General features: G+C 65.7%; 15 protein-coding genes. 12 read left to right on the forward strand and 3 right to left on the reverse strand.

The window, feature by feature from the left end; all coding sequences use genetic code 11:
* Positions 1–19 precede the first annotated feature (19 nt).
* The gene (locus B4400_RS12255; protein WP_078290713.1) at positions 20–484 is read right to left on the reverse strand and encodes a carboxymuconolactone decarboxylase family protein; all 465 of its coding nucleotides are present in this window, start codon (positions 482–484) and stop codon (positions 20–22) included.
* 50 nt (positions 485–534) lie between these two features.
* Here B4400_RS12255 and pdxR point away from each other — a divergent pair, with 50 nt between their 5' ends.
* The 8 genes from pdxR to B4400_RS12295 all read left to right on the forward strand — a co-directional run bounded on the left by pdxR (position 535) and on the right by B4400_RS12295 (position 11,234).
* Complete coding sequence (gene pdxR / locus B4400_RS12260) at positions 535–1,968, forward strand: MocR-like pyridoxine biosynthesis transcription factor PdxR (protein WP_078311320.1); 1,434 nt, start codon at positions 535–537, stop codon at positions 1,966–1,968.
* 41 nt (positions 1,969–2,009) lie between these two features.
* Entirely contained in the window at positions 2,010–2,864 is an 855-nt protein-coding gene (locus tag B4400_RS12265; RefSeq protein ID WP_078311321.1) for an alpha/beta fold hydrolase, read from the forward strand.
* Positions 2,865–3,108: 244 nt separating this feature from the next.
* The gene (locus B4400_RS12270; protein WP_078311322.1) at positions 3,109–3,522 is read left to right on the forward strand and encodes a GtrA family protein; all 414 of its coding nucleotides are present in this window, start codon (positions 3,109–3,111) and stop codon (positions 3,520–3,522) included.
* Positions 3,523–3,542: 20 nt separating this feature from the next.
* A complete protein-coding gene (gene dprE1 / locus B4400_RS12275) occupies positions 3,543–4,952 on the forward strand; it encodes a decaprenylphosphoryl-beta-D-ribose oxidase (RefSeq protein WP_078311323.1) in 1,410 nt (469 codons plus the stop codon).
* Between the two features lie 18 nt (positions 4,953–4,970).
* Positions 4,971–5,750, forward strand: a complete 780-nt coding sequence (gene dprE2, locus B4400_RS12280) for a decaprenylphospho-beta-D-erythro-pentofuranosid-2-ulose 2-reductase (RefSeq protein ID WP_078311324.1) — start codon at positions 4,971–4,973, stop codon at positions 5,748–5,750.
* A 10-nt stretch (positions 5,751–5,760) separates the two neighbouring features.
* Positions 5,761–7,653, forward strand: a complete 1,893-nt coding sequence (locus tag B4400_RS12285) for a galactan 5-O-arabinofuranosyltransferase (RefSeq protein ID WP_078311325.1) — start codon at positions 5,761–5,763, stop codon at positions 7,651–7,653.
* A gap of 48 nt (positions 7,654–7,701) precedes the next feature.
* Positions 7,702–10,929, forward strand: a complete 3,228-nt coding sequence (locus tag B4400_RS12290; protein WP_078311326.1) for an arabinosyltransferase domain-containing protein — start codon at positions 7,702–7,704, stop codon at positions 10,927–10,929.
* A gap of 122 nt (positions 10,930–11,051) precedes the next feature.
* Entirely contained in the window at positions 11,052–11,234 is a 183-nt protein-coding gene (locus B4400_RS12295) for a hypothetical protein (protein ID WP_078311327.1), read from the forward strand.
* Positions 11,235–11,310: 76 nt separating this feature from the next.
* Here the strand turns inward: B4400_RS12295 and B4400_RS12300 are convergent, their stop codons facing one another.
* Entirely contained in the window at positions 11,311–12,477 is a 1,167-nt protein-coding gene (locus B4400_RS12300; RefSeq protein ID WP_078311328.1) for an ATP-binding protein, read from the reverse strand.
* 191 nt (positions 12,478–12,668) lie between these two features.
* On the opposite strand from B4400_RS12300, the gene B4400_RS12305 reads away from it, so the two are divergent.
* Positions 12,669–15,959, forward strand: coding sequence for an arabinosyltransferase domain-containing protein (locus tag B4400_RS12305; protein WP_078311329.1), 3,291 nt, complete (start codon positions 12,669–12,671; stop codon positions 15,957–15,959).
* Entirely contained in the window at positions 15,956–19,168 is a 3,213-nt protein-coding gene (locus B4400_RS12310) for an arabinosyltransferase domain-containing protein (protein ID WP_078311330.1), read from the forward strand. The genes B4400_RS12305 and B4400_RS12310 overlap by 4 nt, the downstream gene beginning before the upstream one ends.
* Positions 19,169–19,237: 69 nt before the next feature.
* On the opposite strand, the gene B4400_RS12315 is transcribed toward B4400_RS12310, so the two are convergent.
* Positions 19,238–19,489 (reverse strand): hypothetical protein, encoded by a 252-nt coding sequence (locus B4400_RS12315; protein WP_078311331.1) that lies wholly within the window; start codon positions 19,487–19,489, stop codon positions 19,238–19,240.
* A gap of 95 nt (positions 19,490–19,584) precedes the next feature.
* On the opposite strand from B4400_RS12315, the gene B4400_RS12320 reads away from it, so the two are divergent.
* Both B4400_RS12320 and B4400_RS12325 read left to right on the forward strand, forming a co-directional pair.
* Positions 19,585–20,544 (forward strand): cation diffusion facilitator family transporter, encoded by a 960-nt coding sequence (locus B4400_RS12320; protein ID WP_078311332.1) that lies wholly within the window; start codon positions 19,585–19,587, stop codon positions 20,542–20,544.
* Between the two features lie 54 nt (positions 20,545–20,598).
* Complete coding sequence (locus B4400_RS12325) at positions 20,599–21,012, forward strand: hypothetical protein (protein ID WP_078311333.1); 414 nt, start codon at positions 20,599–20,601, stop codon at positions 21,010–21,012.
* Positions 21,013–21,045: the final 33 nt, after the last annotated feature.

Here is a 21,045-nt window from a genome sequence, read left to right on the forward strand (position 1 = left end):
GGCAAAGAATGTGGCAAATCTAGCCACGCTTCGGAGGTGCGTTGCGGGTAGTGACAGCGATGCGATTCCAGGCGTTGATCGTCAGGATCATCCCGATGATCTGGCCGAGCTCGCGTTCGGTGAAGATCGCCGCCGCCCGGGCATAGGTGGCGTCAGATACGTGCTCACCAGCGGAAAGAACGGTCGCCTCCTCGGTCAGCGCCAGCGCTGCTTTCTCTCGTTCGGTGTAGATATCGCCGGCCTCGGCCCAGGCATTCAGCAGGTAGATGCGCTGCTCGGTCTCACCCTGCTTGCGTGCGTCGTGGGTGTGCATATCGAGACAGAACGCACAGTGATTGAGCTGAGATGCGCGGATCTTGATCAGCTCGGCGAGGCCCGGCTCGACATCCTTGGCCGAGGCGATGCTCAGCGCCATCATGGCCTCGTACACCTCGGGCGAAACCTTCTCCATGCGGATTCTTGGGGCATTCAGGGTGCTTGTCATGCCCTCAACAGTAGAAGTACAAAGACCCATTCTCATGGTTCAATTTATGGGTGAGTTCGTGGGCCAATTCGAGACCGGCCGAGCAGCGGCCCCTGAGCCACGACCTGCATCTCGACGTGCGCCACGCCATCACCCCCGGCGCCCGCGGCGTACGCGACCTTCTCATCTCCGCGCTCCGCGAGGCAGTCCGGTCCGGACGGCTGACCGTAGGGGCGATGCTGCCGCCCTCCCGCACCCTGGCCATCGACCTGGGGCTGGCGCGGAACACCGTCGCCGAGGCCTACGCGGAGCTCGTTGCCGAGGGATGGCTCGAATCGCGGCAGGGCTCAGGAACCCGAGTGGTCAATCGTGGCCAGAATCAGCTGCCGCCGCGGTCACGCGGAGCAGGCTCTCCCCCACCGCACAACCTCATGCCCGGCTCCGGAGACGTCACCGCCTTCCCGCGCGCAGACTGGGTCGCTTCCGTTCGCCGCGCACTGAGCAACGCCCCGCATGAGGCCCTGCGGTCTGGTGATCCGCGTGGACGTCCCGAATTGCGCTCTGCCGTCGCCGAATACGTGAGCCGGGTGCGGGGCGTGCGAACCTCGCCCGATTCGGTCGTCATCTGCGCGGGCACCCGTCATGCCGTGGAGATCCTGACCCGAATGTATGGGCTGACCCAGCCGATCGCCCTGGAAGCCTACGGGCTGTTCATCTTTCGCGACTGCATCGAAGCGACGGGAGGCTCCAGCACCCCGATCGGATTCGATGAAGAAGGCGCCGTGGTCAGCGATCTCGACTCCATCGACGTGCGCGCCGCCATGATCACCCCCGCACACCACTTTCCGCACGGGCTGCCGCTGCACCCGGCACGGCGCACCGCGGTGGTGGACTGGGCACGCCGCACCGACTCTTACGTCCTGGAAGACGACTACGACGGCGAGTTCCGATACGACCGCCAGCCCGTCGGCGCGCTCCAAAGCCTCGATCCCGATCACGTGGTGTATCTCGGCTCGGCGAGCAAGAGCCTGGCCCCCGTACTACGCCTGGGATGGATGGTGCTGCCGCCGGACCTGGTGGACGCCGTCGTGGCGGCTGCCGGCGGCGGGCAGTGGTACGTCGACGCGATCTCTCAGCTGACCATGGCGGATTTCATTGTCAACGGCCATTACGACCGGCACATCCGGCGAATGCGTAGTCGGTACCGACGCCGACGCGACCTGCTTGTCGAGCGGCTCTCGGACTACAACGTCGGAGTCCGGGGACTGTCCGCCGGCTTGCACCTGCTGCTGACGCTGCCCGACGGCGCGGAGCCCGACGTGCTGTATCGAGCCGGTCAGGCGGGCGTGGCCCTGGCCGGGCTGTCGCGGCTGCGGCACCCCCAGGCCGGTCCGCATATCCCCGATCCGGACGGGGTCGTGGTCAGCTTTGGCACGCCGGCCGATCACGGATTCGCGCCCGCCGTAGAAGCGCTGTGCGGCGTGCTGGCGTCCGCGGGTCTCTAGAGCGGCCCGGATGGCACCGTCTGGCAGTGCCGTGCCTCGTCATGGCAGCAGGCCAGCGCCATGGTCAAGGCATGCCTACCTTCGAGTCTTCTGCCGGCCCTCTCCACTACCGCGATACCGGGGACGGCCCTCCGATCGTCTTCGTGCACGGGCTGTTCGTCACCGGCACCATGTGGCGCAAGGTCATCGAGCCATTGAGTCAGCGGTTCCGCTGCATCGCACCGGACCTTCCCCTCGGTGCGCACAAGACCCCGATGAATCCGAGCGCGGACATCAGCCCTCAGAGTGTGGCCGGGCTGATCCGCGAACTCATTGAGAGCCTGGACCTCGATGACGTCACGGTGGTCGCGACCGACACCGGCGGGGCCATCACCCAACTGCTGCTCGTCGGGGGCAGCCCGCGGATCGGACGCGTGGTGTTGACCCCTTGCGACTCGTTCGACAACTTCCTGCCGAAGTCGATTCGCATCTTTCAGTACTGGGCGCGCGTCCCCGGCACCGATTTCGTCCTGCGTCCATTCAAGCTCAAGATCGCGCAACGCGCTCTCGGTAACACCCTTGCCAAGCACTCCATCCCTGAGGACGTGCTCGGCGAGTGGGTTCGTCCCTTGCTGCAGCAGAAGGGCGTGCGCCGCGACGTGCGCGCGTTCCTCAGCCGGATCGACCACCGCGACACCCTGGCCGCCGCCGAGACACTGCGCACCTTCGACAAGCCGGTGCTGCTGCTCTGGCCACGCAAGCTGCCGTTCTTCCCGTTCGCACATGCGCAACGGTGGGTGCAGCTACTGCCCAACGCGAAACTCGTCGAGGTCCCCGACAGCTACACCTTTGTCAGCGAGGACCAGCCCGAGCTCATGGTGAAGGAGATCGAGGCGTTCGTCCCGCAACGAGTGTGAGCGGTTACTCGTCCTCTTTGGCGTGGTCGGCGACTCCAGGGTTGGGATCGCGCGACAGGTCGATCAGCGGATCAATGCCTTCGCCCTCGGCCCGTTCGTGCCTTCCGTGCTCTGGAGTCGTCATGGTTGCCCCTCACGCGTCGATGTTCCAGCAATCCTTCGCGACCCTACCTGCGCGCGGAAAGTCGTGCGCGGGGTCCCGTGATTGGCGCTGCCGGACGCCACCTGACATAGGCTCTGGCCCGTGTCAGATGCCCCAGCCGAGCAGGCGCCGCTGTCGCTGACCACACAAGCGGCCCGATTCGTCATCACCGGCGGGCTCTCAGCCATCGTCGACTTCGGGTTGTATGTGCTGCTGCTGCACCTCGGGCTCCAGGTCAACGTCGCCAAATCCATCAGTTTTGTGGCGGGAACCACAACCGCGTACCTGATCAATAGGCGCTGGACCTTCCAGGCCGAACCCAGCCGGGGCCGGTTCATCGCGGTGATGGCTCTCTACGGTCTGACCTACGCCGTCCAGGTCGGCATCAACTATGTGTTCTACATGCAGTTCGAGGACAAACCATGGCGGGTTCCCGTGGCCTTTGTCATCGCTCAGGGGACCGCGACAGTCATCAATTTCATCGTCCAGCGCGCTGTGATCTTCCGGATACGCTGAGCCGCTACGCTCAAATACCGATGACAACTCCGAAGTCCGAGCTACCGCTCACTCCTCGCACCCTCACCGGGTTCGGCCGCACCGCACCCACCGTGGCGCAGGTGCTCTCCACCCCCGATGTCGACGTCATTGCCGAGGCCGTGCGCCGAGTCGCCGACGCGAGCCCCAGCGGCCCTGACTATCTGCGCCGCGGGATCGTGGCACGCGGCCTGGGCCGCTCCTATGGTGATCACGCGTGCAACGGCGGCGGAATCGTCGTCGACATGACACCGCTGAACAAGGTGCACTCGATCAGTGCCGAGACCGCCATCGCCGACGTCGACGCGGGCGTGAGCCTGGATCAGCTGATGAAGGCCGCGCTCCCGTTCGGGCTGTGGGTGCCGGTGCTGCCGGGCACCCGCCAGGTCACCGTGGGCGGTGCCATCGGCTCGGACATCCACGGCAAGAACCATCACAGCGCCGGCAGCTTCGGCAACCACGTGCTGTCCCTGGACCTGCTGATGGCAGACGGCGAAGTGCGCACCATCACGCCCGACGGATCGGACAACGAGCTGTTCTGGGCCACCGTCGGCGGAAACGGGTTGACGGGCATCGTCGTTCGCGCCCGTATCGCCATGACACGCACGGAGACTGCCTATTTCATCGCCGACGGCGTCGCCACCCGGGACCTGGACGAGACCATCGCGGTGCACCAGGACGGCAGCGAGGACAAGTACACGTATTCGAGCGCCTGGTTCGATCTGATCAATCCGCCGCCCAAGCTGGGCCGTGCGGCCGTCAGCCGCGGAAGCCTCGCGAGACTGGACCAATTGCCCGCGAAGCTGGCCAAGGACCCCCTCAAATTCACCGCACCGCAGCTCCCCGGCTTCCCCGACCTCTTCCCGGTCAACTTCATGATCAAGCCGTCGCTCATGGCGATCGGCGAGGCGTTCTACCGGATGAGCGGTAACTACCAGGGCAAGATCGTCAATCTGACGCAGTTCTATCACATGCTCGACATCACGACCGGCTGGCAATATGCCTACGGCCCAGCCGGTTTCGCGCAGCATCAATTCCTGGTGCCGCCCGATGCGCTCGACGAGTTCAAGGGCATCATCCGCTGGATCCAGACCCAGGGCCACTACTCGGCGCTGAACGTCTTCAAGCTATTCGGCCCTGGGAACAAAGCACCGCTGAGCTTTCCGATGAAGGGCTGGAACGTCGCCATGGACTTCCCCAACAAGCCCGGCGTCAACGAGTTCCTCAACGAGCTCGACAACCGCGCCATGGAGTTCGGCGGACGGGTCTACACCGCCAAGGATTCGCGGGTGAGCGCTGAGAAGTTCCACAGGATGTATCCGCGGGTCGACGAGTGGATCGCCACCCGCCGCAAGGCCGATCCGCATGGCGTGTTCGCCTCCGATATGGCCCGCCGACTCGAGCTGCTCTAGAAAGGCTTCAGCAACACAATGATTGACGCAACGGGTAACCCCCAGACCATTCTGCTGCTCGGCGGCACCTCGGAGATCGGCCTGGCCATCGTCGAGCGCTATCTCAAGAACGCCAAGGCACGCGTCATCCTGGCCGACCTGCCCAACGCACCCAAGCGTGAGGCGGCCATCGAGCAGATCAAGTCAGCCGGGGCCAAGTCCGTCGAGTACCTGGATTTCGATGCCGTCGACACCAAGAGTCACCCCGCACTCATCGAATCCGCTTGGGCACAAGGTGATGTGGATGTCGCTATCGTCGCCTTCGGTGTCCTCGGGGACGCCGAAGAGCTCTGGCAGAACCAGGCCAAGGCAGTGCTGAGCGCACAGGTCAACTACACCGCTGCCGTCTCCGTCGGCGTGCTGATCGGCCAGAAGATGAAGGCACAGGGTTTCGGCCAGGTCATCGCGATGTCCTCGGTTGCCGGCGAGCGCGTCCGCCGCTCGAACTTTGTCTACGGATCGACCAAGGCCGGCCTCGACGGGTTCTACCTGGGCCTCGGAGAAGCATTGCGCGAGTTCGGTGTCCACGTGCTGGTGGTACGCCCGGGCCAAGTCCGCACCACCACGACGATCGAACACTGGAAGGCCACCGGCGCCAAGGAGGCTCCGTTCACGGTCGACAAGGAGGAGATCGCCGACCTGGTGGTGGCGTCGGCCGCCGCGGGCAAGGAACTCATCTGGGCGCCCGGCCAATGGCGCTTTGTCATGTCGGTACTGCGCCATGTTCCGCGCCCCATTTTCCGCAAGTTGCCCGTGTAATCACGTCGAGATGACAGCCCAGATGACTTTGACGGCGCGACGGCATGTGCTGGACACCGCCAAAGACCTGACGCTCGCCGTGGTCACCGCCGCCGCTGTCAGCGCCGTCGCGCTCATCGCGATCGGGCGGGTGGAGTGGCCGGCCTTCGGATCGTCCAACCAGCTGCACGCCCTGACCACGGTCGGACAGTTCGGCGCCATCGCCGGGTTGGTACTGGCCGGGGTGCTGTGGCGCAGGGGGCGCCGCGCCAGCGCGAAAATGCTGTCACTGCTGTTCTTGTCGACCTTCACCGTGGTGACTCTGGGGATGCCCCTGGGCGCCACCAAGCTGTACCTGTTCGGGGTCTCCGTGGACCAGCAGTTCCGCACCGAGTACGTCACGCGATTCACCGACTCGCCCGCGCTGCACGATATGACCTATCCGGACATGCCGCCGTTCTATCCGGCCGGCTGGTTCTGGATCGGCGGGCGCCTCGCGGCGCTCACCGGAACCGCCGGCTGGGAGATGTACAAGCCATGGGCCATCGCCTCCCTGGCGATCGCGGTATGTGCAGCATTTGTCTTGTGGAACAAGATGATCCGCTTTGAGTACGCGGTCATCGTGACCACCGCGACCACCGCCGTCACACTGGCTTACACGGCCGCCGAGCCCTACGGCGCCATCATCACGGTGCTGCTGGCACCCGCACTTGTGCTCGGCTACAGCGGATTACGCGCGACCGCCGGCAGCGGCTGGAGCGCCGTCATCGGGACGGGTGTGTTCCTGGGGTTCGCGGCACTGTTCTACACCCTGCTCACCGCGTATGGCGCACTGGCGATCACCGTCGCCGCCAAGGTGGTGGCGATCAGCCGCATCCGGCGTGACGGCTGGTGGCCCGCCGTCAAGGAACCCCTGCTCCGCTGGCTTACCATCACCGGCATCGCCGTCGCCCTCGCGCTCGTCTTCTGGGGTCCGTACTTGGCTGCCGCACTGAGCCGTTCACAGGAACGGGCGGCGTCGGCACAGCACTATCTGCCCAATGAGGGTGCCGAACTGGCCTTCCCGATGCTGCAGCCCACCATGCTCGGCGGGCTGTGCCTGCTCGGAACTATCTGGCTGGTGGCACGGGCACGGAGCTCGGTACGCGCCGGGGCGCTAGCTGTCGGCGTCGTCTCCGTCTATCTGTGGTCACTGCTGTCCATGCTCGCCACGCTCGCCAAGACCACCCTGCTCTCGTTCCGGCTCGTCCCCACCCTCACCGTGTTGCTCGTCGCCGCGGGTGTCTTCGCCTTCATCGAGGTGGCCGCGTGGGCGGCACAGCGCAGCAAGGCCGCGACAATCGTGGCCACCGTTATCGGCCTGGCCGGCGCACTGGCATTCAGCCAGGACATCCCCAATGTCCTCCGCAACGACATCGTCATCGCATACGCCGACACCGACGGCACCGGCCAGCGCGCCGATCGACGGCCGCCCGGCCCGGAAAGTCATTACGGCGCCATCGACAAGGCCATCACCGAGATCACCGGTAAGCCGCGCGATGAGACCGTGGTGCTCACCGCCGACTACAGCTTCTTGGCGTTCTACCCCTACTACGGCTTCCAGGGACTCACCCCGCACTACGCGAACCCCCTGGCGCAGTTCGACAAGCGTGCGGCCGCGATCAAGAGCTGGGAAAACTTGCACACCGCCGACGAAATGATCCGGGCGCTCGACGCGCTCCCCTGGCCGGCTCCGACCGTCCTTCTCATGCGCCAATCCGGTGACAACTACTCCCTGCGGCTCGCCAAGGATGTCTATCCCAACCAGCCGAATGTGAAGCGCTACACCGTCACGCTGAACAAGCAGCTGTTCGCTGATCCGCGCTTCACCGTCCGGACCATAGGACCCTTCGTCCTGGTTGTGCGGGTTCCCCCGCGCACTTAACGCTCTTCGCGCAAGCCGCTCATCGCACGCCAACTAACATCTTCCTCCGTGACGGTTCAGGGCAAAGCGACGGAGAAGGTCGCCGGCAACGGTGACAGCGACTACCGCAGGGCCCGGCTGATCGCGATCGTCACCGGCTTCCTGGGTGCGCTGCTGGCCATCGCCACTCCGCTGCTGCCTGTCCAGCAGGACACCGCGACCCTGAACTGGCCCCAGAACGGCACCCTCGCGAGCGTCGAGGCGCCCCTCATCGGATATGTGCCCACCGACCTCACCATCACGGTGCCCTGTGCGGCAGCCAGGGGCCTCGACGGCCACAACAGCGTGTTGCTGTCCACCGTGCCCAAGCAGGCGCCCAACGCGGTGGACCGCGGCATGCTGATCCAGCGCATCGGCGGCGACCTCGTGGTGATCGTGCGCAACGTACCGGTGGTCTCTGCCCCACTCTCCGAGGTCACCGGCCCCAACTGCCAGCGGCTCGAAGTCACCGGGCATGCGGACAAGGTGACCGGGAAGTTCGTCGGCCTCACTCAGGGACCCAAGGACGCCAAGCCCGGCCAACCGCGCGCCGGGGAGCGCGGCGGGTACGACTTCCGGCCGCAGATCGTCGGCGTGTTCACCGACCTGGCCGGACCCGCCCCCGAGGGTCTGAGCCTCTCGGCCACCATCGACACCCGCTACAGCAGTTCGCCCACCGTCATCAAGTTCATCGCGATGATCCTCGGTGTCCTGCTGACCGGTGTCTCGCTGATCGCCCTGCACACTCTCGACACGGCCGACGGACGCAGGCACAAGCGCTTCATGCCCGCGGGCTGGTGGAAGCCACGGCCGCTCGACGCGCTGGTCGGCACGGTGTTGGTGTGGTGGCATTTCGTCGGCGCCAACACCTCTGATGACGGCTACATCCTCACCATGGCTCGCGTGGCGGAGCGCTCGGGCTACATGGCCAACTACTACCGCTGGTTCGGCACGCCCGAATCGCCATTCGGCTGGTACTACGACTTACTGACCATCTGGGCGCACGTCAGCACCGCCAGCGTCTGGATGCGGCTGCCCACGCTCGTCATGGGTGTACTGTGCTGGGCGGTCATCAGCCGCGAGGTGATCCCGCGGCTGGGCCACGCCGCGCGCACCAATCCGGTGGTGCCGTGGACGGCCGCCGCGATGTTCCTGGCCTTCTGGTTGCCGTTCAACAACGGCCTGCGTCCCGAACCGATCATCGCGGTGGGCATCCTGTTGACGTGGTGCTCGGTCGAGCGGTCCATCGCGACCAACAGGCTGCTTCCGGCGGCGGCCGCGTGCATCATCGGCGCGCTGACCTTGTTCTCCGGACCGACGGGTATCGCCTCCGTCGGTGCGCTGCTGGTCGCGATCGGGCCACTGCGCACCATCGTGAGCAAGCGCGCCAAGCGATTCGGCTACGCCGCGCTCCTGGCACCGATTCTGGCGGCCGGGCTGGTCACGCTGATCGTCATCTTCCGGGATCAAACCCTTATCGGAGAGATCCAGGCCAACGCGCTCAAGTCGGCTGTCGGACCGTCGTTGAACTGGTTCGACGAGCACGTCCGGTACGAACGGTTGTTCCTGCCCACGACAGACGGCGCCATCTCCCGCCGTTTCCCGGTACTGGCCCTGGTCACCGCACTCGGCGTGGCCGTAGCCATGACCTTGCGCAAGAACAAGATTCCCGGCACTGCGAGCGGCCCCAGCCGCCGGATCATCGGCATCACCCTGATCTCGTTCGTCGCGATCATGTTCACCCCCACCAAGTGGACCCACCACTTCGGGGTGTTCGCCGGCCTGGCCGGATCACTGGGCGCGCTGGCCGCGGTGGCGGTGACCGCGGCCGCCATGCGCTCGCCGCGCAACCGCACGCTGTATGCCGCGATCGTGCTGTTCGTCCTCTCACTCTCGTTCTCCAGCGTGAATGGCTGGTGGTACGTCTCCAACTTTGGCGTGCCGTGGTCAAATTCCTTTCCACAGTGGCATTTCGGCATCAGCACGGTGTTCTTCGGACTGTGCGTGCTCGCGATTTTGATAGCGGCGTGGATGCACTTCACCGGCCGCGACCATCCCGGCCGCACCCCGGTGCATCCGGTGCTGGCACGCGTGGCCGAATCTCCCCTGGCCGTCGGCACCTGGCTTGTCGTGATCTGGTCGGTGTTCTCGCTGACCGCCGGAATGGTCAACCAGTACCCCGCGTGGTCGGTCGGACGTTCCAATCTGGACGCGCTGCGCGGGCACGGCTGCGGGCTGGCCAACGACGTCCTGGTCGAGGAGAGCCCGAACGCCGGGATGCTGCAACCCATCGATACCCCGGTCGGGCAGGCGCTGGCCGCCGATACCAATATCTTATTCAATCCCAACGGGATTCCGTCGGATGTGTCCGCCGACGAGGAGAACAACCCGCAGAGCTCCGACAGCTTCGTGGAGCGCGACAAGAGCGGCAACGCGGCCGGGAGCCAGGAAGGCACCGAGGGGGGCACCACGGTTGCCCCTGGCGTCAACGGATCGCTGGCCCGGCTGCCCTTCGACCTCAAGCCCGAGACCACGCCCGTCATGGGCAGCTACCAGATCGGCAATCAGCGTCCCGCCCGGCTGCAGTCGGCGTGGTACCGCCTGCCGCCCAAAGACGCCACCAAGCCGCTGATCGTGCTCGCGGCGGCGGGCCGCTTCGATCCGGTCGAGCTGCAGGTGCAGTTTGCCCGCGAAGATGGAAAGGTCATGGGCGCCATCTCGTTTGCCGACCTCGGCCCGGCTCCGGCATGGCGAAACCTGCGGATGTCCCGCGACGCCATCCCGACGGAGGCCACCCGGATCCGGCTCCTCGCCATCGACGACGACCTGGCACCGCAGCACTGGATAGCGGTCACCCCGCCCCGGGTTCCGTCGCTGCGCACGCTGCAGGAAGTGGTGGGCTCCGATCCGGTGTTCCTGGACTGGCTTGTGGGGCTTGCCTTCCCATGCCAGCGGCCGTTCGATCACAAGAACGGGGTCATCGAGATCCCGAAGTGGCGCATTCTTCCCGACCGCTTTGGCGCAGAGGCCAACTCGCCGGTGATGGATTACCTCGGCGGCGGACCGCTGGGCATCACCGAGCTGCTGTTGAAGGCGACGCCGGTGCCCACCTACCTGCAGAACGACTGGTTCCGCGACTGGGGTGCGCTGCAACGGTTTACGCCGTACTACAGGAACGCCACCGTGGCACAGCTGCAGCTCGGAACCGCCGTGCACAGCGGACTCTGGACGCCTGGCCCGCTGCGTAAGAGCCGGTAGCACCCGGTATCCAACGTTTGGCTGATTTTCGATAGAAGCTGGCTTCTTATCGGAAGCCAGTAGCACGTCCACCGACTTCAATGGGGTTGTCTCCATAGAGATCCCAGAGGAAGGTGCGGCCCATGCTGCGACAAATCGCCTGGCAATTCCTGGTGACTGCATCCCTGGCGTCATGCCTGGTGGCAGCGTTCCCCAGCTACGCAAAACCACAGGACGACGAGCCCTGTCCGCACCACCCGGTCAAGATCGATCCGAAGTGCGAACGCTCCGGAGCGATCCGCGAGAAGTCTCCGCACAACGACTGACCAGCCGCCGAGACTACGGTTTCTGACGCATTTCCCGGGTGCGAAACGCAGAACACGGCGTGTCGGCGGAGTGGCGTCAGTCCTCTTGGGCGCGAACAAATTCCGCAAATCCGGGAATGGTGAACTCCAGAAGCCCATGGCCCGCGACACCGATGAGGCCTTTATCGATGAGGCCGGCGCGGGCGGCGCTGATCGCCCGCGAATCCCGGCCCATGACGGCGGCGATATCGGACCGGCTCGCCCACCGATCATCGGTCAGCGATCGCGCCATCGCCGACATGAACTGCCGCTGTACCGGGGTGGCGTTGTTCCACCGCGCACGAAAGAGCGCGTCCATCTCCTCGGCGACCTGACGGGCGGCGTGCTCGACATCGGACATCCTGATCCGGCCCCCGGGATCCGGATACCCGGCACGCGCCCACGCGGCGTCGGCGTAGAGCTGCAGGGCGTGCGGATACCCGCTCGTCTGCGCGATCACGGCATCCAGCGCGTCCTGGGACCACTCGACCCCGACCGCGCCCGCCGGCTTGACGAGTGCCACCCGGGAGGCGTCGGGACCGAGGCGACGCAACGTACGATAGGCGAATCGCTCACTGAATGTGGCTGCGGCACTGATGATCTCCGGCGTTTGCGGCAGACCGGCCGCGAACACCCCGGCGGGCAAGGTGTCGGCCTCGGCCTGCAGGTCCTGCCACGTCACGGCCAAGGTACGCAGCCCTGCCCGGTCCGCGTCCTGAACCTCGTCGATCAGCAGCACCAGGCCACGGTGTCCCTCGTCGCGCGCCGCCGTGGCGGTCTCGATGATCAGATCCTTGAACGATGCCTCTGACACGGCAGCTTGCGTGCCCTGCGACGGCTTGACGGTCGCACCCACTTGAGCCACCCCCGGCACGCCCGCGGTGATACTCACCTGATCGACGGCGCGCAGCAGACGGCCACGCGACTTCTTCTTCCACGCCGTGACCCGGGCGCGGATCGCAGTCCCTATTGCCGCAGCGAGCGGTTCGTCTCCCCCCGCGGTCACCCACACCGTCACCACGCCACGGGCCTCCGCGTCGCGCTGCACCTCACGCAATAGTGAGGTCTTTCCGACCCCGCGGGGGCCGGTGTCGACCCGGATACGCCCGATCAGCCGGCCAAGCTCGGCCATGTACATCAGCCGCTCACCGATCTCAGCGAGCTGTTCTGCGCGGCCGACCACCTCGCGTGCCACCTGGCCTGGTGTGTAGGGGCTCGGCTGCATCGATGTCCTACCTGATACGTGTTGATACTGCGTGGCGTTGTATCAACACGTATCAGATACAACCGACATCGTCGATACTTATTGATACTTTTATCAAGGTATCTACTGGTATCCAGATTAGAGGTCTCAATCCGGCCAACCGAGCGCGCTGCATTGAGGCGCCCGAAGCTTCGTCACATACCATCGCCCTCGTGCCTTCGCCGCTTCTAAAGTCCGCGACAGCAGGTACAGCCCAGCGGGCACGTCTGATTTCATTGGCTGCGGCCACCATCGGTGTGCTGTTGTGCGTGCTTGTTCCCCTGCTGCCGGTCCGCCAGTCCACCGTCGACATCAGCTGGCCCCAGGGAGTCACAGCCGACGGGAACGTCACCAGCATCACGGCACCGTTGGTGTCGGGCGCACCGCTGTCGTTCGACGCCCACATTCCGTGCACTGCCATCGCGAGCTTGCCTGCCAGCGGCGGCGTGGTGCTGTCCACCAGTCCCGAAGGCGGGTTCGAGGCAAGCCGGCACGCGCTGTTCGTCCGCGCCACCTCCGATCTGGTGGTCGTCGCCTTCCGGGATAACGTCGCGACAGTCGCCCCGCGCAAGGCGGTGGAATCCGGCGGCTGCACCACATTGGACATCTGGGCCAACGCCGGCGGCGTCGGCGCCAACTTCGCCGGGCTCCCCGGCGCCAACGGCACCCTGTCCATTGAAAACAAGCCCCAGGTGACCGGCCTATTCACCGACCTCAAGGTGCCCGCCGCGGGCGGACCGACTGCCCACGTGGTGGTTGACACCCGGTTCATCACCAGCCCAACCGCTTTGAAGCTGGCAGCGATAGTGCTCGGCCTTGCCGCGGTAGCCATCGCCATCGGAGCACTGGCCGTACTGGACCGCGGCGGACGTAACCCCGCCCGGCGCCCATTCAGGCTGCCGGATCGTGCGGCTCTACTGACCAATGGCCTCGCCGATGTCGGAGTCATTGGCACACTTCTTCTTTGGCATGTCATCGGAGCCATCACCTCCGACGACGGCAACGTCCTGGTCGAGGCGCGCGTGGCCCATCAGGCCGGATACGTCACCGAGTACTACCGCTACTTCGGCGCGAGCGCCTCCCCATTCGATTGGTACGCAACCCTTTTGAGCTGGCTCACGCAAGTGAGCACGGTCGGCGTCTGGATGCGCGTGCCGGCCACTCTCGCGGGCATCGGCACCTGGTACATCCTGCGTAAGAAGATGCTGCCCCGCCTCGGTGAGCAGCTCGCCGCAAGCCGCACTGCGGTCTGGACCGCCGCACTGGTCTTCCTTGCGGCCTGGCTGCCCTTCAACAATGGCCTGCGACCCGAGCCGATCATCGTGTTCGGCACGGTGGTCACCTGGATTCTGGTGGAGCGGTCCATCGCGACCCGGCGCCTCTCCCCCGCCGCATTGGCAATCGTCGCCGCACTGCTCACCGCCACCGTCGCTCCCCAGGGGCTCATCGCGCTGGGACCACTACTCGCCGGTGGACGAGCCATCGCCCGCGTCGTCGCCGTGCGGCGGGTTCGATACGGACGATTCACCCCCGTCGCGGTGCTGGCGGCATCCGTCGCGGGCGTGCTGGCCTTTACCTTCCGGGACCAGACGCTGGCCACAGTCGCCGAATCCGCCCGTATCAAATACGTGGTGGGCCCGACGATCGCCTGGTATCAGGAGTTTCTGCGCTACTACTTCCTGACGGTCGAATCCAATGTCGACGGCTCGCTGACACGCCGCATCGCGGTGTTCACCTTGCTGCTCTGTCTCTTCGGCACACTCGCGGTGCTGCTGCGCCGCGGCGTACTTCCCGGCCTGGCCAGCGGGCCGGTGTGGCGGCTCCTCGGCAGCACCGCGATCGGGCTGCTGTTGCTCACTTTCACCCCCACCAAGTGGGCCATCCAATTCGGCATCTTCGCCGGGCTCGCCGGTGCGCTCGGTGCGGTCGCCGCCTTCACATTCGCCCGGGTCGGACTGCACTCACGACGCAACCTGGCGCTGTACGTCACGGCCCTGCTGTTCATCCTGGCGTGGTCGACCTCCGGCATCAACGGCTGGTTCTACGTCGGCAACTACGGCGTGCCGTGGTTCGACAAGCAGCCGGTGATCGCGGGACAACCGGTCACCACGATGTTCCTGGCGCTCTCGATCGTCACCGCCCTGCTCGCCGGTTGGTTGCACTTCCGCCTGGATTACGCCGGGCACACCGAGGTAAAGAACACCCGCAGGAACCGGCTCCTCGCGTCCACGCCGCTGATGATCGTGGCGGCGATCATGGTGATTCTGGAAGTCTCTTCCATGGCCAAGGGGGTCTACGCACGCAGCGACACCTACACCACCGGCAAGGCCAATCTGCTGGCCCTGGCCGGCGGCCCGTGCGCGATGGCCAACGACGTCCTTGTTGAACCTGACGCCAATGAGGGCCTGCTGCAACCTGTTCCGGACCAGCCAGCGGGCAAGTACGGGCCGCTCGGTGGCACCGATCCCGTCGGCTTCACCCCCGACGCGGTAGAGACCGGCATGACCTCACTTCCCGTTATCGGCAAGCCGGGCCTGGTGAACTCCGATGCCTCACCCAATGCGCCGATCATGGAGGTCAGCGATGCGGCCGGGACCACCGGCGGTGTCGGCTCCGTCGGAATCAACGGCTCCAACGCACTGCTGCCGTTCGGACTGGACCCCGCCCGTACTCCGGTGATGGGTAGCTACGGCGAGAATTCGATTGCCGCGCACCTGAAGTCGTCGTGGTATGAGCTTCCCCCGCCCAGCCCGGATCGACCACTGGTAGTGATTTCGGCCGCCGGAGCGATCTGGTCGTTCCAGCAGGACGGAACCTTCAGTCCCGAGGTCAACTATGGCCAGTCCCTCAAGCTGGAGTGGGGCGTCCGCGATCAGAGCAGTCCCGGTGGCTTCCGCGCACTTCGTCAGGATTACCCGATCGACATTGGACCGCAAAGGGTCTGGCGCAACCTGAGATTCCCCACCAAGACCGCTCCTCCCGGGGCCAACGTGGTTCGGATCGTCGCCGACGACCCGAACCTGTCCAATGACCAGTGGCTGGCGTTCACCCCACCCCGGGTCCCCACACTCAAGACCGCACAGGATCTCTTGGGCTCCGATACTCCGGTGCTACTGGATATGGCTGTGGCGCAGAACTTCCCCTGCCAGCGGCCGTTCAGCGAGCGCCTCGGGGTCGCCGAGCTGCCCAAGTTCCGGGTCATGCCCGAACACAAGCAGGTCGCGACGTCGTCGAACATGTGGATGTCGGCCGAAGACGGCGGACCGTTCATGTTCACGACCGCGCTGCTGCGAACCTCCTCGGTTCCGACCTATCTGCGTAATGACTGGTACCGCGACTGGGGCTCGATCGAGAAGTACGAGCCCGTCATCGCCGCGAACCTGGCACCCAACGCACAACTCACCGAGGGCACCGTCGTTGTGAACGGCTGGACCCGCAACGGACCGATTCGAGCCCTGCCATGACACAGAATTCCGTGACAGACACCTCCCCTGAGGCCCGCAAGCTGAATATCGCCCGTTGGACAGCAACCGTTTTCGGCCTGCTCGGGTTCGTGTTGAGCGTCTCCATCCCCCTCCTGCCGGTCAAGGTGTCCACCGCGACCCTCGACTGGCCGCAGCAGGGACAGCTGAACAACGTCACCGCGCCGCTGATCGCGCAGACACCCATGGACATGACCGTGATCGTGCCGTGCGCAGTCATTAACTCGGCGCCCGCCGAGGGTGCGGTGATCCTGGGTACCGCACCGCCAGAGGGCAAAGAGGCCGCGTTACAAGGCCTGTTCGTCAGGGTCTCCAAGGAACGCGTCGACATCACCGACCGCAACGTGGTGATCGCCAGCGTCCCGCGCGCCAAGGTGGCCTCGCCCGACTGCCGACAGATCGTCATCACCTCCTCGGACAAGGGCACGTACGCGACATTCGAGGGACTTCGCGGTGACGGGTCCGACAAGTCCGCTGACCTCACGTCGGGATTCCCCGATCCCAATCTGCGCCCGCAGATCGTCGGGGTCTTCACCCAGCTCACCGGTCCGGCTCCGACAGGACTGAGCCTCACCGCCCATATCGACAACCGGTTCTCCTCCAGCCCGACACTTCTCAAGCTCGCGGCGATGGTAGGCGCGGTTATCTCCACGATCATTGCGCTGCTGGCCCTGTGGCGAATCGACCAGACCGACGGTCATCGCATGCAACGGGTCATCCCCACCCGATGGCGCCGTTTCGATTTCACCGACATCGTCATCATGAGCAGCCTGGTGCTCTGGTACGTGATCGGCGCAGGGTCTTCTGACGACGGCTACCAGATGGGCATGGCGCGTACCGCCGAGCACGCCGGGTACATGGCCAACTACTTCCGCTGGTTCGGCAGCCCCGAGGACCCCTTCGGCTGGTACTACAACCTGCTGGCCATCATGACGAAGTTCAGCGATATCAGCGTCTGGATCCGGCTGCCCGACCTCGTCGCCTCACTGGTCTGCTGGCTGCTGATCAGCCGGGAAGTGTTGCCCCGCTTGGGGCCCGCCGTCGCTCGTAGCAAGCCCGCGGCCTGGGCTGCCGGCTTTGTGCTGCTGGCATCGTGGTTCCCGTTCAACAACGGCCTGCGCCCCGAGGGCCAGATCGCCGTCGGATCGCTGATCACCTGGGTGCTCATCGAACGGGCCATTACTTCTCGCCGGCTGACCCCGGCCGCGCTGGCGATCATCACCGCCGCCTTCACCCTGGGGATTCAGCCGACGGGTCTGATCGCCGTCGCCGCGCTACTCGCCGGCGGCCGGCCCATTCTGCGGATCATCGTGACGAAACACCGGCAGGTGGGCACCTGGCCGCTGGTGGCGCCGATGCTGGCCGCCGGAACGGTCATCCTGCCCGTAGTGTTCTCCGACCAGACCCTGGCGACGGTTATCGAGGCCACCCGGATTCGCACGGCGATCGGCCCGTCACAGGCCTGGTACACCGATAACCTGCGGTACTACTACATGTTCCTGCCGACCGTCGACGGCTCGGTCTCGCGACGCTTCGGGTTCCTGCTCATCGCCGCGTGCCTGTTCATCGCGATGTTCATCCTGTTGCGCCGCAAGCGGGTTCCCGGTGTCGCCCGAGGACCGGCCTGGCGCGTACTGGGCGTCGTCTTCGGCACCATCTTCTTCCTGATGTTCGCGCCGACGAAGTGGGTGCACCACTTCGGGCTCTTCGCCGCCCTAGGAGCCGCGGTCGCGGCGCTGGCCACGGTGCTGGTGTCGCCACAGGTGCTGCGCTGGAGCCGCAACAGGATGGCGGTCGTGGCGACCGTGCTGTTCGTGCTGGCGCTGAGCTGGGCCAGCGCGGCCGGATGGTGGTACGTCTCGAGTTTCGGCGTGCCATTCAACAGCAGCATGCCCAAGATCGCCGGGATAAGTGTCAGCACCATATTTTTCGCGCTGTTCGCGCTGGCCGTGGCCTACGCGGCGTGGTTGCACTTCTCACCCCGGCACGAGGACAACCGGGTGACCAGGTCCATCACCTCCGCCCCGGTGGCCTGGGCGGCCGGGTTCATGGTGCTGACGTCCATCTGCCAGCTGGCGATCGGTGTCGTTCGTCAGTACCCGTCGTATTCCAACGGCTGGGCCAACACCCGTGAACTCGCGGGCGGGTGCGGACTGGCCGATGATGTTCTCGTCGAGTCCGACGCGAATGCTGGTCTGCTGCGGGCCATTGATGCACAGTCGGGTCCTCTGGGCCCGCTCGGCGGCACGAATCCCTCCGGATTCACACCGGACGGTGTGCCGGACAAGATCGTCGCCGAGTCCATCCGGATGAATGACTCGCGCCCGGGCACCGATTACGACTGGGACTCCAAGGACCGCACCAAGACTCCGGGTATCAATGGCTCCACCGTGCGCTTGCCGTACGGGCTGGACCCGGCGCGGGTGCCGATCGTGGGCACCTACCGGGTTGGCCCGCAGCAGCAGGCGAAGGCGACCTCCGACTGGTACGAGCTGCCGGCCCGCGATGCCGCCCACCCGCTGGTGGTGGTAACGGCTGCCGGAACGATTGCGGCCAAGAACGTCAAGGGCGCAGTGGCCGGGCAGACGCTGGAGCTGGAGTACGGCACGGCCGGGCCGGACGGCGCTTTCACACCCGCCGGACGGCTCACGCCCTACGATCTGGGACCCGCGCCGTCATGGCGCAATCTGCGCTTCGCACGGTCGGATATCCCGGACACCGCCACCGCCGTACGCATCGTGGCCGTCGATGGCTCGCTGACTCCGGGCGATTGGCTGGCCTTCGCCCCGCCTCGGGTACCCGAGCTGAAGTCGTTGCAGGAGTACGTGGGTAGCAAGCGGCCGGTGCTCATGGACTGGACCGTGGGACTCGTCTTCCCTTGCCAGCAGCCGATGCTGCACCAATACGGGATCACCGAGATCCCCGAATTCCGCATCACTCCGGACTACGACCAGAAGCGCAAGGACACCGACACCTGGCAGGACGGCGAGAACGGCGGCCTATTGGGGATCACCGATCTGCTCCTGCGGGCGCATGTGATGCCGACCTACCTGTCCAAGGACTGGGGCAGGGACTGGGGCTCGCTGCGCAAGTTCGAGACCCTCGTCGAGGCCCAGCCCGCCCAGATCGAGTACGGGTCCGAAGTGCACAGCGGACTGTGGAAGCCGAACAAGATCCGGATCAAGCCGTAGGCCGTCCTCGAGGACGTCACCGCGCCACCGTGCGTCGCGGCCTACCGGATTGATCCGTCGGACGACGAATCAATGGTGACCGCGGCGGCGATAGCCGTGGCCGCCACCACCGCCGAACAGCCCGCCCATGATGCCGCGGTAATCCTGTGGCGGCGGCGGGGGCGGATAGGGCTGCGATGCAGGCGCCTGGTCGATATGTGCTGACGGGCCGAAGCGCGCGGCGCCGTCCACGAACTGCTGCAGGCTGTCCTGCTCCAGCAGCACGGCCGCACATCCCGTGCATTGGAACGTGCGCACACCAAACCACTTCGTCGACAGCATCTGCGACTCACACTTGGGGCACGTCAACGGCTGAACGTTTGTCATGACACATGCTAGCATGCATATGTTTGCATGAGTAATAACGAAGGAGTGACATGGCTACGGACGCACACGAGCACGGATCCGGACACTCGCACGGCCACGGCGTGAGTGCGAACGCTGACCGCAAATGGCTAACCATCGCACTGGTCCTGATCGGCGGGTTCATGGCCATCGAGGTGGTCATCGGCTTCATCGCCCAGTCGCTGGCCCTGATCTCCGACGCCGGACACATGCTGACCGATGCGGCCTCGATCGTGCTGGCGCTCATCGCCATTCGCCTCGCCTCGCGCCCTGCCCGCGGCAGCTACACCTACGGGCTCAAGCGTGCCGAGATCCTGTCGGCACAGGCCAATGGCGTCACTCTGTTCCTGCTCGCCGCCTTCTTTATCTACGAGGGCATCCGCCGCCTGATCACTCCCCCGGAGGTGTCGGGGCTCCTCGTGTTTGTCACCGCGCTCGCTGGAATCGCCGTCAACGTGGCCGCCACCTGGTGCATCAGTAAGGCCAACCGATCCAGCCTGAACGTCGAGGGGGCCTTCCAGCACATCCTCAACGACCTGTACGCCTTCATCGCCACCGCCGTCGCCGGCGCCGTGGTCTGGCTGACCGGCTTCACCCGAGCCGATGCCATCGCCGCGCTCGTCGTCGCCGCGCTGATGCTCAAGGCCGGTTGGGGCCTGGTACGCGAATCGGGCCGCATCTTCCTGGAAGCCGCGCCAGCCAATCTGGATCCCGACGCCATCGGAGCTCAGCTCGCATCGTTGCCCTCCGTCGCCGAGGTACACGACCTACACATCTGGCAGATCACCTCCGGTCAGCCCGCGTTGTCGGCGCACATCTTGGTGGCCCCGGCTGCGGACTGTCACGGAATACGGCGCGACATCGAGGGGTTACTCCATACGCAGTACGACATCGACCACACGACGTTGCAGGTCGACCACGAGGACACCGAGGCATCAAGTCATTGCCTCGACCCTCACGGACAGCCGTACCGCGCCGAGGAAAGCACCTAGCCGAACACGGGCCAGGTATCTACTATCACTTGTAGTAGACCAACGGAGGTCGCGATGACAGAGCTCACCACTCGCGCCGACAGGTTCCTGCGAGCGGCGACCATCGCCTTCATCATGGGCTGGGGACTAGACGTCATCGATCACCTACGGCGCGGTGTAACCGCGGCGCCGGTGACCCTGACCTATCTCTCCGCCACCCACGCGGTCCTCATCGCGATTGCCGTGACCATGATCCTGCGCCACCGCAAGCACGCGCCGGAAGCCACCGTGATTGTCGGCACGGCAAGCGTTTTGGGGCTCGGATACGTGCACCTCATGCCGACCTACTGGCCGGCGGTGCAGGACAGCTTCGTTTCCGGTCCACGCGTGGACGTCACCTGGTTCTCCTGGGTAACGGTGCTGATCTCGATCAGTGCCGCCATGGTCTGGGCCCACGCGGGCAGCCGCGCCCTCGTTCTGCGGGACTGAATACGCACAAGCAGAAGGCCCCCGCACGCGTCG

Source organism: Mycobacterium sp. D16Q13 (assembly GCF_002013375.1).
Taxonomy (GTDB): domain Bacteria; phylum Actinomycetota; class Actinomycetes; order Mycobacteriales; family Mycobacteriaceae; genus Mycobacterium.

Bases quoted from the DNA above. Each gene is read 5' to 3' on its own strand.
- B4400_RS12295 (WP_078311327.1), top strand. From the start codon at position 11,052: ATGCTGCGACAAATCGCCTGGCAATTCCTGGTGACTGCATCCCTGGCG.
- B4400_RS12300 (WP_078311328.1), bottom strand. From the start codon at position 12,477: ATGCAGCCGAGCCCCTACACACCAGGCCAGGTGGCACGCGAGGTGGTC.
- B4400_RS12320 (WP_078311332.1), top strand. From the start codon at position 19,585: ATGGCTACGGACGCACACGAGCACGGATCCGGACACTCGCACGGCCAC.
- dprE1 (WP_078311323.1), top strand. From the start codon at position 3,543: ATGACAACTCCGAAGTCCGAGCTACCGCTCACTCCTCGCACCCTCACC.
- B4400_RS12315 (WP_078311331.1), bottom strand. From the start codon at position 19,489: ATGCTGTCGACGAAGTGGTTTGGTGTGCGCACGTTCCAATGCACGGGA.
- B4400_RS12265 (WP_078311321.1), top strand. From the start codon at position 2,010: ATGGCAGCAGGCCAGCGCCATGGTCAAGGCATGCCTACCTTCGAGTCT.
- B4400_RS12325 (WP_078311333.1), top strand. From the start codon at position 20,599: ATGACAGAGCTCACCACTCGCGCCGACAGGTTCCTGCGAGCGGCGACC.
- B4400_RS12285 (WP_078311325.1), top strand. From the start codon at position 5,761: ATGACAGCCCAGATGACTTTGACGGCGCGACGGCATGTGCTGGACACC.
- B4400_RS12310 (WP_078311330.1), top strand. From the start codon at position 15,956: ATGACACAGAATTCCGTGACAGACACCTCCCCTGAGGCCCGCAAGCTG.
- dprE2 (WP_078311324.1), top strand. From the start codon at position 4,971: ATGATTGACGCAACGGGTAACCCCCAGACCATTCTGCTGCTCGGCGGC.
- B4400_RS12255 (WP_078290713.1), bottom strand. From the start codon at position 484: ATGACAAGCACCCTGAATGCCCCAAGAATCCGCATGGAGAAGGTTTCG.